Consider the following 13,575-nt stretch of genomic DNA (forward strand, 5'->3'; position numbering starts at 1 on the left):
AATAGCTATCGACCGTTTGAAATTAAACTTAAATCTTTTTTTGCTCACCACCTAATCGTGGCTCTTCCGCCCTACCCCAATGTAACGCAACCCTGCCTCTTCAACAGCACTTGGCGTATACAAATTACGCCCATCAATGACGACTTTTCCAGCCAACTGGTCGGCTAGCCAATCAAAATCGACACTGCGAAACTCTTTCCACTCGGTGCAGATAACCAAAGCATCGGCACCTTTCACTGCCTGAATTCGGTCACCTGCCAGCATCAGGTCATCCCGCTCGCCATAAATGCGGCGGCATTCTGCCATGGCTTCGGGATCAAATGCCTGCACCTTAGCGCCCGCTTGCCAGAGTGCTTCCATTAACGTACGGCTTGGGGCTTCACGCATATCATCCGTATTGGGTTTAAAGGCCAAGCCCCATACTGCGATGGTCTTACCGCTTAGATTGCCTAAGTTATCTTGCAGTTTTGTGAACAGGGTCTGCTTTTGGCGTAAATTCACTGACTCGACGGCGGTGAGCAGTTCCGGCATATAGCCTAATTGACGCGCGGCACGCTCTAACGCTTGGACATCTTTGGGGAAGCAGGAGCCGCCGTAGCCACAGCCAGGGTATATAAAGTGGTAGCCAATACGTGGGTCGCTGCCAATCCCTCGGCGCACGTCTTCAACGTCCACTTCGAGCCGTTCGGCAAGATTGGCGATCTCGTTCATAAAGCTGATTTTGGTGGCGAGCATGGCATTGGCGGCGTATTTGGTCAGCTCTGCGGCCCGCACGCTCATAAACATCAGCTTTTCGTGGTTGCGGTTGTAGGGGGCGTAGCACTCTTGCATATGCGCTTTCACCCGCTCGCTTTCTGTACCGACGATAATCCGCGCGCCACGGGTAAAGTCATCTATCGCCGCCCCTTCCTTCATAAACTCAGGGTTCGAACACACATCGAACGCGAGCGATACACCTCGCTGTTCGAGCACATCGCTGATAACGGCGTGGACTTTTTCCGCGGTGCCCACCGGCACGGTAGACTTATCAATCACCAGCTTATAGCTATCCATATGCTGGCCGATGGTGCGCGCCACCTCTAATACATAGCGTAGGTCGGCACTGCCATCTTCATCGGGCGGCGTTCCCACGGCGATAAACAGCAGTTCGCCATCGGCTACCGCCTGGGCAGCGTCGGTAGTAAAGCGTAAACGGCCAGCCGCCACGTTATGGGCAACGATAGTGCTTAGCCCTGGCTCGAAGATCGGCACCTCTCCGCCATTAAGCTGATCAATCCGATCAGCGTTAACATCCATACAGGTGACTTGATGACCAACATCGGCTAAACAAGCACCTGCAACAAGGCCGACATAACCGGTTCCGAATACACTGATATGCATGACTTATTAACTCGCTAAAATACGTGGTAGCGAGCGTAGCACATTGACCTACCGTTGATGAGTTCAATAGTGGGAGATTCTCTCTAAACTATAGACCTTGGTCTAACATCGACTTTGGTTTATAATGCGCTGCAACAAGCCCGACTTGGTGCTGACCGCAGGAGAACATGCTATGACTCCGAGACTTATGACTTCAGAACCCATGCCTCCAGAACTGACGAAAGAACGCTCTACTCCATCGTCTTATGGGTCATCGACCACCGCAAACGTTCAACGTAGCCTTCGCCAGTGTTTATCGATTGCCGCTGAGCTGCTGTACGATCATGGTCATGTGCTCGAAACCATTACCCTTCCCCAGCGCGGCTTAGCCCGCCGCGAGTTGTCGGCACTTAGTTCTGCCGCGCCCACCTGGGCAACCTGCCAACAGGTGATGGAAGACAGTGAGGCAGCAACCTTTAATGAGTATGGCCGTTTTGTATTAACCTGCCTTGGCCGCGAATTGATGTTTGATATGTTTGGTCAAGGGGCCGCTGACTGCGCCTAACCCCTCTGACGCCAAGCATTGCTGCCCTAAACAGCTGATCAAAAAAACGCCCATAAGCGAAAGCTTTGGGCGTTTTTTGCTTGGTCTTATATTCTTCAGGCTCATTTTTAAAGCCTGGCCCTATAAGACCTAGTTCTATGTAGCTTAGCGCAGGCCGAGCATTGACAGAATGAACAGCACAACCACGATAAGGCCAATAATGTAGATAATATTACGCATAGGGCACTCCTTGCTTATTGCGTTTTAGGGAAATCAAAGGCTTGCTTACCCATTAGCCAACACCTCCAGCCTAGCAGGCTTTTTCTGCTTTTGCGTAATGTCGCTGCATTTCCCTCTTAGAAAGTGGCTGTATTAGCGTGGCCGCATTGATAGCGTTATCCGAGACGCTGGCGGTTCTCATCGAATGCTCGCTGAATCATTTTCTGCTGCTTGGCATCGATTTCTAATTCACGGCAAAGGGACGACCATTCGGAAAGAGCATCAAGGGTTTGATCAATATAGAGATCCGGGTTTAAGTAGCTGAAGGAAGCACAAACCTGATTGAGCTTTTTACGGGTAGCCAGGCCTGCCCCACTGAAAGATGTTGTATGCTCATCTGCGTAGCCCCGGACAGGGGCATAAGTCAGGTCATAAGCTGGCGCTAGTGTCCATCGACCTTGGTCATACAAAAAAGCGAAGTTCTTAGCGTGGTCATCGTGATTATGGGTAAGGGCGTTGAACACCATCAACCTCGCCATGCGTTCAACGTCTTCTGCGTGGCGGGTGAAAGCGTTGGTTGCTTTGAGCAGATCTGAATAGTCCAGCGATGGAGCGCTGTAATCGGCATAAAGAATGCCGCTAGCGGTCATCATATGGATTTTGCGATTACCGTTACGATCAAAACGCTGAGTAGAAAAGAATCGCTCGGTTTCCGCTGAGGAGTTGATCTCAATCAGCTTGCTCGCGGCCATTTTCACCCCAGCACGCTCTGCCAACACCGAGTAGGCGTATTCGATGGCGCCGGTGTCGCGATGCTCGGTTGGCGCACGGAATTTCACTAGCCAATGTTGATAACCCGCAGGAAGTTCCTGAAAAGATGTACTGCACTGCTTACCATCAGAAGATAATGCAACGATCACCTTGGGTCGGGCACCTGCTGGGGAACCACCGGCCAGGCGCAGAGCATCAAGAGTGGCCGCGGTTTCACCTTCGTAAACAGCGTTTGCTGCCTGATAGAGTTGGGATAGGTCAATATTATCTTCGTCAGCGGTACGCTCAATAACGGGACGATACTCCAATGCCCCCATTCCCCTGTCGGCCATATAAGCCAGCCGATTAAGAGGAGAAATATCTCTCCGGTCTTTCCCATGCTCGGCCAGGAAATAGCGATCCATGAGCAGCATTCCCCAGCCATCAGGCAGCGAGTCAGCAAATGCTCCTGGTAGACCAGCAAAAAGAAGTGGATCCGGCGCCTTCTGTGGTTGGGTAGTAAAATCCATGTTCAGAGGCGACAAATTGAAGCCTTCCGCCACCCAATGGGGGTGGTAGGCAAAGTAGATGCCCTGCCGGCTAGCGACCAGCTCCCCCACAGGATTACCTGCTAACAGTACCTCTACGGTGTTGATACGCTTCATTTTCGCCCCCGGACACGCCCTACCTGCTTGATCTCTTCAAGTGAGATGGGGTGCTCATGCTTGAAGAGCTCGGCAATTTCGCGTGTGGCACCCAGCGCTGTGGCAATGAGCACTAGGCCATCGAGAGTTATTTGCCCACTGGATTCGAATCGTTTAATGGTGGACTCAGAAATACCCGCCATCTGCGCCAAGGTTCTACGGGAAAGGTTCTGCGCCAGTCGCGCTTCTCGTGCATTGGCACCGACCTGCTGGGACAGTTCGCCAGGGGCAAGTAGAGAGTGAGTCAGGGCCATAGAAACCTCTAAATAATGGCTCATGTATAGTCCATTATACACTAAAAATGGCTATAAAAGACCAAATTTGACCCTTTAATACATAGACACTTGTTTCCAGGCTCAGAAAGTACTACCTGGCCTTACTTCTAGCGGCTACCAGTTGTGGACTTCTAAACCTGGAACCTCTGCTACTTCTAAACCTCGAACCTTTGCCACTTATACCGAAGGTGTTGCGATGCGCGCTACTGCTTTGCTTGTTTCGTTTGCTGTTACTTCGTTGTTACCCACCGCCTATGCAGCCGCTAATGAACCTTCTGCAAACACACTCCAAACGCTAGAGCGGCAAACCCGCCAGCTTAACCGCGTGCACAGCGTGGTAGTGGCCTACGACGGTGAGATTATCCACGAGCTTCACCAAGGTGGGCCAGGGGTGGCGTCGCCTGCCAATATTAAGTCGCTGTCCAAAACGGTGCTGGCTGCCATTACGGGTGCGGCGATTGAAGCAGGCATCATTGAATCAACTGATCAACCCATGATGGAGCTGTTTGGCGAACATCTACCTAGCGGTATTGATCCACAAGTTGGTGACATTACCGTGGCGCACCTGCTCGCCCAGCAGGCGGGGCTTGAGCGCACTTCTGGCAGCAACTATGGCGCCTGGGTGGCCAGCGCCAACTGGGTGAACGATGCGATGACGCGCCCATTCGTGGATGAGCCGGGTGGGCAGATGCTCTACTCCACCGGCACCAGCCATCTACTTTCCGCCGCACTCACCCACGCCAGCGGCGAGACGACCCATTCCCTTGCCCAGCGCCTATTGGGTGATCCGCTTAATATCACCATTCGCCCCTGGCTACGCGACCCCCAAGGGATCTACTTTGGCGGCAATGATATGCAGCTCTCGCCGCGAGCACTGATAGAGGTGGGCGAGCTGTATCGGAATGATGGCATCGTGGTTAATGAGGCAGGAGACAAGCACCGCGTTCTGCCGGAAGGTTGGGTGGAAGAATCATGGCAGCCGCGCGGTACATCGCGCTGGACTGGCGACGGATACGGCTATGGTTGGTTTATTACGCAGTTGGCAGGCGAAGACGTGTACTACGGGCGTGGCTATGGCGGTCAGGCGCTTTACGTTATTCCAGAACGTGAGATGACTGTAGTGATCACCTCAGACCCTAACCCACCCTCGCCGGGCGGGCAGTTCCAGCAGCGGTTAAACAGGCTGGTAGAAGGTTTGTTAGCTGAAAATGACGAGTAGCACAGCCAAGTCGCGGGTGCGCTTACTCGCCTTTATGGCCTAGGCTCATCAAGTAGAGCGCGGCGGCCAGCGCCAGCACTGAAAGCGCTAAGTAGATGGCTTCCAGGGGCGTGGCAAAACGGATATCCACCACGGCGCGGAAAAACTCAATGATCACCGCTAGAATCACCACCCGGGCGATTTTATCTTTCAGTTGGTCTAATGAAGCGACGTTAAACGGGTGGCGCAGATTACTCGCTTCGGCTTGGTCAATACGGGAGACAAACAGTCGGTAAACGCCTAAGCCGAAAATCAGCAATACGATGGCAATCAGATAGATGTCCACCGCAATGATGATATCGGGCACCAGGCTGTCGTGAATGTCCTGGGTGCCACCCAATAGGTAGTAACCCATCACGTCGGCGACTACCTTGAAAATATCCACGGTACCGACGATAAACAGCATCAATGAACCCAATAAGCTGGGCACGACCGCCAGCATGACCAAAAAGCGCGAATTCCACAGCGCTGTTTCAATGCGTCGCTCCCAGCGATTCTGGCTCTCGGGGGGGTTAGGCGGCGGCGTTGAAACCGGATCAGTCATGGCATACTCCTGTTGTTATATAAAAGTTGTTATATAACGCTGCTATATCAGACTCATCGTGATCAATACACAGGTGGCGACGAACAGCACGAACCCCAGCAGTAGCACGATACCATCACGGGCAACCAAGCCTAACCCCAGCAGGGTAAGCGCAAGCCCCGCTCCGTTGGCCGAAAAGGGAATAAACTCCATCGGCGGCATGGCCAAGGCAATCAATAAGCACATCAAGGCAGTTACCCGGATACCGATGTAGCCCGTCAGCCAAGGTAATCGCACCCGCAATAGTCCATCTATCCAGCGGGCAGGCTTTTTCATCAGCTGAATGCCTTTATCAAACTTTTGACGGGAGAGAGAGCGTTTTAGCAACCAACGGGGCAACCAAAACGCCTCACTTCCCGCCAGCAACTGCACGGAAACCAGCAATACCAATGCGGCCATTAAGGTCGGCATGCCGGGTATATCGCCAATGATCGGGGTGAGCGTGATCAGCCCGGCAACTAACAGCAGCGGCCCAAACGAGCGCCGCCCAACGGCGTGAACAACATCGTCAACGCTGACCCGCGAAGCATCCTGCTCCATACGCTCAATCGAGCTGATTAGATCCATTAAATTCGAGTCTTCGTTGCGGTTATGCATCGGGTTTATTGCGCTCCTCTACGTGCAGTTTGGTACGGATAAAATCGCTATGGCTAACATACAGTAAATCCGCCAAGCGACGAATACGGTGCTCTTCAAGCGGGTCAACGCTGCCATCGGCCCAGGCCAGCTGCCACATTTGCGCGACCAGCTCACAGCGCTGGTCGTAGTTATAGTGCTCTTTGATCAGGCTAACAAACTGGTAATGATCGACGGCCTCATCCACTTCTGCTTGTGCCAACGCCATCAGCTCTTCCACATCGCTTGCGCTTAGCCGGTAGCGCTCGGTAAGCATAAGGCGCAGCGCGGCAAGCTCTTCATTGGTGGTGTCGTAATCGGCGCGGATGATTTCACACAGCAGTGCTGCGGTGGCCAGTTCCAGGGTAAGCGTTTGATTTTCGCGCTGCTCGGGTTGCGCCAGCGAGCGCTGGAAGAAATCACTAATGGCGTTCAGCATTTTACTCTCCATTTATAGCTACCGACTTCTGACCGTACTTAAGCCTTGAAGTGCATTCATAGATACTTGGTAACTATTAAGTACGAGTTGCGGAAGCGCTTAGGGCATACCCAAATGAGTATCACTGAGTGAAAAACCATTATTAAGCGGATACACATAGGGCAGCCTCAGGGGCTGCCCTCTTTAGTGCGATAAGTGAGGATACTGACTAGCAGGTTATTGCTTATGAAGCAGAGTTTCCAAGCTATCTGCCGTCAGAATCTGTACTACCCACTCGTCTAGCTGCGTGTCTGAAGCCAATGTCAGGCGCTGATCTGCCCAATCGGGCATCTCACCAAACTTCAAGGCGATTTGCTTACGTAACGTACCTTCCACTCCTTCATGACGCCCTTCTTGACGCCCTTCTTGACGCTCTTTTTCTCGCTCAAAGCGCTCAACAGTGTTGACATAAGGCATGTGTTTTTCCTCCTGTATGGCGTAAACCGCCTGGACAAACTCAGACTCCAGAGCTCTCGGCAGCTGGAGCATCCAGTCGATGATATTGAACAACCGCACAATCTGTTCACGGCTGTAGCCTCGTTCATACAGCAGCCGAATGAGAGCAATCTTGACATCCTTACGCGTTGCACCGTCCTTCAATCGCTTAGCGTAGATCTGGGCCATGACCACCAGCGCAAAGACGTTATCGCTTGCTTCGAGCTTCGTCCAGTTTGCTTCCCAATCCATCAGTTTAGCCGTGGGGAAGGTAAAGGTCAGCTCGCATCCCCAGCGCTGATAGCGAAAAGTGGTGGGCCGGAAGCTATCGCGGATATCTGCCAACACCGCCAAGCTCACCACATCCACCCCGTAGCGGTCACGTAGCCGGTACTGATAGGTGTACATTCGCTCAGAAAAAGCCTCCTCCGGCTCCCCCTGCACCTCAACATGGATCAGAACCCAAGTCTCGCTGCCGTCCTGTGCATAGACCTTGATCAGCTTATCGGCGTAACGCCTGCCACTGTTGGCACCCGCTGTGATCTGCTGTAACTCCTTATCGAGAAAGCTAAAGCCTTTCGACCAATCCACTTGTTCATGAATGGCTGGGAACAGCAGATCCAAAAATTCTTGGCAGTACCCATCAAGCGCCATTTTCCAAGGACTGTCGTGGTCAGCAGGCTGGGAGGTATCCGCTTCGCTCATGCAAACTCCTATTCCACTACTCAAATGCTAGCACAGTGGCGCCTAGCTAGCGCGATACCCCTTCATGCTATCTGCACATCAACAAAAAAAGAGCTCTACTGACTAGATGCCCTTACCTCAATCCTTCTTGGTAAGCTGCTCTCTTAACTGCTTGGGCACTTGCTTGATAATCAGGCGATCCTGAGTGGCATCGTACTCGATGCTTGAGCCCAGCAGGTGCGAATCAAAGCTAATCGAAACGCCACCCGCTCGGCCGGTAAAGCGGCGGAACTGGCTCAAGGTGCGCTTATCGGGAGGGATCTCCGGCGAGAGCCCGTAATCGGCGTTGCGAATATGGTCGTAAAAGGCTTTCGGCTGCTGTTCGTCCACCAGCCCAGAAAGCTCTTCCAAGGTCATTGGCTCGCCACGGCGAAGCTGTTCATTGGCGTAATCCACCAGCGTGTCGGTTTTTTCTCGGCTCACCTCGTCGTCGTAATCCTCTTTCTCGACGTAGTCGCTAAACGCTTTTAGCAGCGTGCGGGTTTCGGCCGGAGCATCGACGCCCTCTTCCATACCCAGCAATGCGACCAAACCCTCAGCGAGTTTTTTACCGCCGCGATCTTTGAGGAACGAGACATACTGGGCATTCGGTGCCTCGCTCTGCCATTGGGTAAGATTGATACGCGCCGCCAGGGTAAGCTGGCTGGTGTTGAGCTGGGCAGCAGGCACCGCGTGGTGGTCATCATTAATGCCAATCCCTTCGCGCTGGTGCACCAATGCCATCAGCAGTGTTTCAGTATCACCTTGGCGCTGGTGGCTGAACACTAAGTAACCACTTACTGACAACTGCTCCTGAAGCTGCTTGGCGAGCCGTTCAGCCAGTTCAACAGAAAGCTCAGCAAAGCTTTTATCGCCCGCCAAATAGTCGCGCAACCACATGGCAAGCGGCCCTGCCTGTTCGCCCTCTTCGGCAAAGCGCCCCCAGCCTTTGGGCTTGGTGTTGTAGGTGTCATTGAGCGCACCCACCAGGGTCGCCATCACTGAGTCGTCACTGGGCGCTGCCTGCTCTGATTGAGGCGCAGCGGTTAGGGTTAGGCGCTCACCGTCAAGCGTCGGATCGAGGCGGTGCACAATACTTTGCAGTAGTGGCATAAAGGTCTACTAGCTTCCAGTGTTTAAAAAAAGAGTCAGGGTTTGAGGCGGTAACCAGTCCGGAAAATCCAGCCAATGGCGACTAGGCAGGCCGCGAGAAAGAGAGCAATCATGCCCACACTCGCGGCAAGGCTTACATCGCTGATACCGTAAAAGCTCCAGCGAAAGCCGCTCACCAGATACACCACGGGGTTTGCCAGGGTAATGGTTTGCCAAAACGGCGGCAGCATATCAATGGAGTAGAAGCTGCCACCCAAAAAGGTCAGTGGGGTGATCACTAACAGCGGCACCAGCTGCAGTCGGTCAAAGCCATCGGCCCAAATGCCGATGATAAAACCCAGCAGGCTAAAGGTGACAGCCGTCAGCACCAGAAAGAACAACATCCAAAACGGGTGGGCGATTTCCAACGGTACAAACAAGCCCGAGGTCGCCAAAATAATCGCCCCCAGCAGAATAGATTTCGAGGCCGCCGCCCCCACGTAGCCGATCACAATTTCTAAATGCGAGATAGGCGCCGACAACAGCTCGTAAATACTGCCAGAAAACTTCGGAAAGAAGATGCCGAAAGAAGCGTTTGAGACGCTCTGGGTGAGCAGCATTAGCATAATCAGCCCCGGCACAATAAAGGCGCCGTAGCTAACCCCGTTGACCTCACTGATGCGCGAGCCAATCGCGGCACCAAAGACGACGAAGTAAAGCGACGTTGAAATGACCGGCGAGACAATACTTTGCAGTAGCGTGCGGCGCGTACGCGCCATTTCCGCCATATAAATAGCGCGAACGGGATGCAGGTTCATGCTCGCTCCTTAACCAAATCAACAAAAATATCTTCAAGCGAGCTTTGCCGAGTATTCAGATCTTTAAAGGTGACGCCCTCTCGCTCAAGTGCGGTCAATAGCTCCGAAATCGCGTGACCATCCTCTTCCTGGCTACCATCATAGGTATAGATCAGCTCATACCCTTCAGCGGCTAGGCCTAGCTCAAAGCGCTGCAGGTTCGTAGGTATCTCTGTCAGCGGGCTGTGCAGGTTCAGGGTTAGCTGTTTACTGCCCAGCTTGCTCATTAACGCCGCTTTTTCTTCCACCAGTACCAGCTCACCGCGATTGATAACGCCGATGCGGTCGGCCATCTCTTCGGCTTCTTCGATGTAGTGGGTCGTCAAAATAATCGTCACGCCGTTATCGCGTAGTTGGCGCACTACCTCCCACATCTCGCGACGCAGCTCTACATCAACCCCAGCGGTGGGCTCATCAAGAAACAGAATGCGCGGTTCGTGGGAGAGCGCTTTGGCGATCAGCACGCGCCGCTTCATACCGCCCGAGAGCGTCATTAAGCGGTTGTTGCGCTTATCCCAAAGCGTTAACGACTTGAGCACTTTTTCGATATGCGCTGGGTTAGGGGCTTTGCCAAACAAGCCACGGCTGAAACTAACGGTATTCCAGACAGTTTCAAACGCTTCATTGGTTAGCTCTTGAGGCACTAAACCAATAAGCTCCCGGGCCTGGCGGTAGTGGGTAATATTGTCGAAACCATCTACCAGCACATGACCGGCGGTGGGATTGACCAAACCGCATACCACGCTGATCAATGTGGTCTTGCCTGCCCCGTTGGGGCCAAGCAGGGCAAATATCTCGCCGCGCTGGATGGTTAAATCAACGTGGGTTAACGCCTGAAAGCCACCCTCGTAGGTTTTGTTCAAGCCGTTAATGGTAATAATTGGATCGTTCAAGGCGTACTCCTCACGTTGCGGTCGAATGACCGCAACGCTTGACGGCCTTTTAGGCGCAATTAAGAGCGTTTGGTTAGGAAAAGTTAAGTGCGTTCGGTAATTTCTAGCAGATGGTAACCAAACTGGGTTTTCACCGGGCCGTGTACCTGACCTACTTCGTCGTTGAAGACAACCTTATCGAACTCGGGCACCATCTGGCCGGGGCCAAAACTACCGAGATCGCCACCTTGACGACTAGAGGGGCAACTGGAGTGCTCTTTAGCGACTTCGGCAAAGTCGCGGCCATTTTGAATCTCTTCTTTGAGTGCTAGGCACTGCTCTTCACTGCTGACCAGAATGTGGCGGGCGCTGGCGCGTGTCATAGGTTACTCCTAACTAATGATGTTCTGAGGGGTCATTCGGGGCGATAGTTTACCACGGCTTACCCAGGGCTCCGCTATAACGCAACGCTTCGCCCACACGGATCAAGGTACGTTCGTGAGCGCTTACCGCCTCGGGCCCGCGAGTACAGGTGACAATCACCCAGGGCCCTTGTGTTGCAGTATCCGCGTTAGTGCGCTCAGCGATACCGGCATCGCAGCTACGCCGCTGCTGAGTGCCGGTTTTATGAGCGAAGCTTATACCGCTTCCCATACCCACCTTAAGACGCTGTTTGCCGGAACGGGTTCGCTGCATAATCGATAACAGCGTTTGCCGCTGCTCGTCATTTAAATCATCCATGGCACTTCCCTGTTGAACAGGGTGCAGGCTGGCAAGCAGATCGCCAAAGGCACTCAGGGTGCCCACGTTTTCACCGGTGGCTTCGTAAGCATCAAACGCATGGTCGTAATCAGGTTGGGTGAAGGACGCCGTACTAACGCCTAACACGCGGGCTAACGCCTGCCCGCGCTGACCCACCGAGTGCTGTCGCAGGGCAATAAAATCCATTCCGCCAAGTTCTCGCGCGTCAGGGTGGAGTTCGCCGTAAACGCCCTGGCGCACGCCGACCAGTTTAGAGATTGGGCCAACCTCATCGGGGTTACCGCCGCTTGCGGCGATCATCGCACGGGCGCGTGCGTTAACTGCCGCCAGCCCCACACGGTCAATCAGCATATCAGTGGCAGTGTTATCGCTGACGGTAATCATCTGCTCCATCAAGTAACGGATAGAAATAGGCGTGCCGGGGTCGTGCCAATTAGTGGGGCCCGCGCCATCGACAAAGTCACTACGCGCAAGCGTTAACCGATCATCCAACGTCAGCGTACCCATCTGGCGCTCTGCAAGCACCTGCGCTGCCACCGGTATTTTAATCAGCGAGGCTAAATACCAAGGATCATCGGCACGCCATGAAAACGCTTCACCACTGGCGAGGTTTTGTACATAAACGCCCAGCTGCCCCTCAAAGACACCTTCGATAGCCTTCAAGCGCGCGGTTAAATCGCCCTGCCAGGTGCTCTTTTTATCTATCTCATAGTACCAATTTGTATCGTACTCATCTGCATGAGCAGGGAACGCTATAATCAGCGCGACTACCACCAGCCCACGTTGTATCCAGTGTCGCAAATCGTCACCCCAGCAGTTATTAATCGCTTTTAGCGGTGTTTAGCCATCCAACGGGTCAACCAAATCCACCCCGCAGCGCCAAGTATTAACAGCCCGCCTACGCCAAGCGCCTGTGGATAGGTGTACATTCCCTCGCCTTCCCACAAAAAGCGCAGCACTAAAAAGATCATCACAATATGGAAAATAAACGCTTTAAGGGCATCTGAACCGACCATCGTCAGCGGTAAAAGTGCCTTGGCGGCTTTGGCGCCACCGGCTAAAGCGAGGGCTAACAGCACCAGTGCACCGCCCAGGCTAAACAGCATAAACTCAAGCCCTGGCGGGTGTTTGCCGACATTGTTGGCCACCGCCAGCATCGCCGCATGTACATCGCCACTGATAAACGCCAACGCATAAAACCCCGCCACCATCATCGCACCCAGGCTCAACAGAGTGAGTACTAAGCGGCGCCGTTTGGCGGAGTCGAAGTAGCAGCGCAGCAACGCTTCACCGATAAGCAGCCCGACTAGAATCATCGGAGCACGGCTAATTTGCCCCCAGGTGTAGTGGTCTTCATGATCTACCAGCAGCGCCTTCAGAATATCGTTGCCACCAAACGTAAGGCTTTGCAGCCAAATAGTCAGCGCGATTAATGCGCCAATGCTGGCAAGCCGACTCCAAAGCGGCGCCCGCGCCCAGAGCGGCAGAATCAGCGGCACCCAAAGCAGCGCGATGGCGTAGAAGCCTAGGATTTCGACCCAAATGGCAAATCGGCCATAGAGCAACGCATCGACGATCTCGCTGGGCGAGTAGAACGGCAGCATCTCAATGACTAGGAGCGCTTTGTACCAGAACCACACTTCTACAGCGCGCAGCCATAGCTTTAACCGACGCTTAGGCCAGTCATCGCTTTGAGTGTGGGAAAGAAACGCCACCGCCAGGGCAATGCCAAACACCACAATAAACAACGAAGAGGAGAATTTAGTCAGAAAATGAACCGGCACCATCCCCCAATCAGGTACATTGCGAATGCCGACTAACCCACTGACTGAGTGGCTAATAATCATCAAGCCGATGGCTACACCACGGGCCAGGTCAATCGCCGCTATGCGGCCCTCGGCCTTAGGCAGTTGGGGAATTTCTGTCCATTTTAGGGGCGACCAGTTCAGCGGCATCGAGACATCCTTGTGGGCACCGTAGTCAATGATTAAGCATAAAGGTGCTTAACACCTTAACGCGAAATTATATCGTGCGCTTTGGTTGATACTG

At 53.4% G+C, this 13,575-nt stretch carries 15 protein-coding genes; 2 read left to right on the forward strand and 13 right to left on the reverse strand.

Features of this window, described 5'->3' with window-relative positions; genetic code table 11:
• Positions 1 to 51 precede the first annotated feature (51 nt).
• Positions 52 to 1,380 carry a UDP-glucose dehydrogenase family protein gene (locus tag RO22_RS20500; protein ID WP_009287525.1) on the reverse strand — a complete coding sequence of 443 codons (1,329 nt, stop codon included), beginning with the start codon at positions 1,378 to 1,380 and terminating at the stop codon, positions 52 to 54.
• Between the two features lie 172 nt (positions 1,381 to 1,552).
• Here RO22_RS20500 and RO22_RS20505 point away from each other — a divergent pair, with 172 nt between their 5' ends.
• Positions 1,553 to 1,924 (forward strand): hypothetical protein, encoded by a 372-nt coding sequence (locus RO22_RS20505; protein ID WP_235270537.1) that lies wholly within the window; start codon positions 1,553 to 1,555, stop codon positions 1,922 to 1,924.
• Between the two features lie 374 nt (positions 1,925 to 2,298).
• On the opposite strand, the gene RO22_RS20510 is transcribed toward RO22_RS20505, so the two are convergent.
• Together RO22_RS20510 and RO22_RS20515 are read right to left on the reverse strand one after the other, a co-directional pair.
• The gene (locus tag RO22_RS20510) at positions 2,299 to 3,537 is read right to left on the reverse strand and encodes a type II toxin-antitoxin system HipA family toxin (protein WP_041159261.1); all 1,239 of its coding nucleotides are present in this window, start codon (positions 3,535 to 3,537) and stop codon (positions 2,299 to 2,301) included.
• Positions 3,534 to 3,854, reverse strand: a complete 321-nt coding sequence (locus RO22_RS20515) for a helix-turn-helix domain-containing protein (RefSeq protein WP_235270538.1) — start codon at positions 3,852 to 3,854, stop codon at positions 3,534 to 3,536. The genes RO22_RS20510 and RO22_RS20515 overlap by 4 nt, the downstream gene beginning before the upstream one ends.
• A 193-nt stretch (positions 3,855 to 4,047) precedes the next feature.
• Between RO22_RS20515 and RO22_RS20520 the strand changes: the two genes are divergently transcribed.
• On the forward strand, positions 4,048 to 5,070 hold the full coding sequence (locus RO22_RS20520; protein WP_041159263.1) for a serine hydrolase domain-containing protein: 1,023 nt from the start codon (positions 4,048 to 4,050) through the stop codon (positions 5,068 to 5,070).
• A 22-nt stretch (positions 5,071 to 5,092) separates the two neighbouring features.
• Here RO22_RS20520 and RO22_RS20525 read toward each other — a convergent pair whose 3' ends face one another.
• The 10 genes from RO22_RS20525 to RO22_RS20570 form a co-directional block, all read right to left on the reverse strand.
• The gene (locus RO22_RS20525) at positions 5,093 to 5,653 is read right to left on the reverse strand and encodes a YqhA family protein (RefSeq protein ID WP_009287524.1); all 561 of its coding nucleotides are present in this window, start codon (positions 5,651 to 5,653) and stop codon (positions 5,093 to 5,095) included.
• Positions 5,654 to 5,695: 42 nt separating this feature from the next.
• Complete coding sequence (locus RO22_RS20530) at positions 5,696 to 6,289, reverse strand: exopolysaccharide biosynthesis protein (RefSeq protein ID WP_009287523.1); 594 nt, start codon at positions 6,287 to 6,289, stop codon at positions 5,696 to 5,698.
• Complete coding sequence (locus tag RO22_RS20535) at positions 6,282 to 6,746, reverse strand: TerB family tellurite resistance protein (RefSeq protein ID WP_041159264.1); 465 nt, start codon at positions 6,744 to 6,746, stop codon at positions 6,282 to 6,284. Before RO22_RS20535 ends, RO22_RS20530 begins: the two co-directional genes overlap by 8 nt.
• Positions 6,747 to 6,962: 216 nt before the next feature.
• Positions 6,963 to 7,925, reverse strand: a complete 963-nt coding sequence (locus RO22_RS20540; protein ID WP_022521956.1) for a hypothetical protein — start codon at positions 7,923 to 7,925, stop codon at positions 6,963 to 6,965.
• A gap of 117 nt (positions 7,926 to 8,042) precedes the next feature.
• Complete coding sequence (locus RO22_RS20545; protein ID WP_041159265.1) at positions 8,043 to 9,056, reverse strand: nucleoid-associated protein; 1,014 nt, start codon at positions 9,054 to 9,056, stop codon at positions 8,043 to 8,045.
• A gap of 35 nt (positions 9,057 to 9,091) precedes the next feature.
• Positions 9,092 to 9,853, reverse strand: coding sequence for an ABC transporter permease (locus RO22_RS20550; protein WP_009287521.1), 762 nt, complete (start codon positions 9,851 to 9,853; stop codon positions 9,092 to 9,094).
• Positions 9,850 to 10,785, reverse strand: a complete 936-nt coding sequence (locus RO22_RS20555; RefSeq protein ID WP_041159266.1) for an ABC transporter ATP-binding protein — start codon at positions 10,783 to 10,785, stop codon at positions 9,850 to 9,852. The genes RO22_RS20550 and RO22_RS20555 overlap by 4 nt, the downstream gene beginning before the upstream one ends.
• Before the next feature lie 83 nt (positions 10,786 to 10,868).
• Positions 10,869 to 11,147 carry a peptidylprolyl isomerase gene (locus RO22_RS20560; RefSeq protein ID WP_007112840.1) on the reverse strand — a complete coding sequence of 93 codons (279 nt, stop codon included), beginning with the start codon at positions 11,145 to 11,147 and terminating at the stop codon, positions 10,869 to 10,871.
• Between the two features lie 49 nt (positions 11,148 to 11,196).
• Positions 11,197 to 12,327 carry a serine hydrolase gene (locus tag RO22_RS20565; RefSeq protein WP_041159267.1) on the reverse strand — a complete coding sequence of 377 codons (1,131 nt, stop codon included), beginning with the start codon at positions 12,325 to 12,327 and terminating at the stop codon, positions 11,197 to 11,199.
• Positions 12,328 to 12,356: 29 nt separating this feature from the next.
• Positions 12,357 to 13,481, reverse strand: a complete 1,125-nt coding sequence (locus RO22_RS20570; RefSeq protein ID WP_041159268.1) for a heparan-alpha-glucosaminide N-acetyltransferase domain-containing protein — start codon at positions 13,479 to 13,481, stop codon at positions 12,357 to 12,359.
• Positions 13,482 to 13,575 lie beyond the last annotated feature (94 nt).

This window comes from Halomonas sp. KHS3 (genome assembly GCF_000830495.1).
GTDB lineage: Bacteria > Pseudomonadota > Gammaproteobacteria > Pseudomonadales > Halomonadaceae > Vreelandella > Vreelandella titanicae.

Coding starts and splice junctions, on each gene's coding strand:
- RO22_RS20500 (WP_009287525.1), bottom strand. CDS start 1,380: ATGCATATCAGTGTATTCGGAACCGGTTATGTCGGCCTTGTTGCAGGT.
- RO22_RS20505 (WP_235270537.1), top strand. CDS start 1,553: ATGACTCCGAGACTTATGACTTCAGAACCCATGCCTCCAGAACTGACG.
- RO22_RS20510 (WP_041159261.1), bottom strand. CDS start 3,537: ATGAAGCGTATCAACACCGTAGAGGTACTGTTAGCAGGTAATCCTGTG.
- RO22_RS20515 (WP_235270538.1), bottom strand. CDS start 3,854: ATGAGCCATTATTTAGAGGTTTCTATGGCCCTGACTCACTCTCTACTT.
- RO22_RS20520 (WP_041159263.1), top strand. CDS start 4,048: ATGCGCGCTACTGCTTTGCTTGTTTCGTTTGCTGTTACTTCGTTGTTA.
- RO22_RS20525 (WP_009287524.1), bottom strand. CDS start 5,653: ATGACTGATCCGGTTTCAACGCCGCCGCCTAACCCCCCCGAGAGCCAG.
- RO22_RS20530 (WP_009287523.1), bottom strand. CDS start 6,289: ATGCATAACCGCAACGAAGACTCGAATTTAATGGATCTAATCAGCTCG.
- RO22_RS20535 (WP_041159264.1), bottom strand. CDS start 6,746: ATGCTGAACGCCATTAGTGATTTCTTCCAGCGCTCGCTGGCGCAACCC.
- RO22_RS20540 (WP_022521956.1), bottom strand. CDS start 7,925: ATGAGCGAAGCGGATACCTCCCAGCCTGCTGACCACGACAGTCCTTGG.
- RO22_RS20545 (WP_041159265.1), bottom strand. CDS start 9,056: ATGCCACTACTGCAAAGTATTGTGCACCGCCTCGATCCGACGCTTGAC.
- RO22_RS20550 (WP_009287521.1), bottom strand. CDS start 9,853: ATGAACCTGCATCCCGTTCGCGCTATTTATATGGCGGAAATGGCGCGT.
- RO22_RS20560 (WP_007112840.1), bottom strand. CDS start 11,147: ATGACACGCGCCAGCGCCCGCCACATTCTGGTCAGCAGTGAAGAGCAG.
- RO22_RS20570 (WP_041159268.1), bottom strand. CDS start 13,481: ATGCCGCTGAACTGGTCGCCCCTAAAATGGACAGAAATTCCCCAACTG.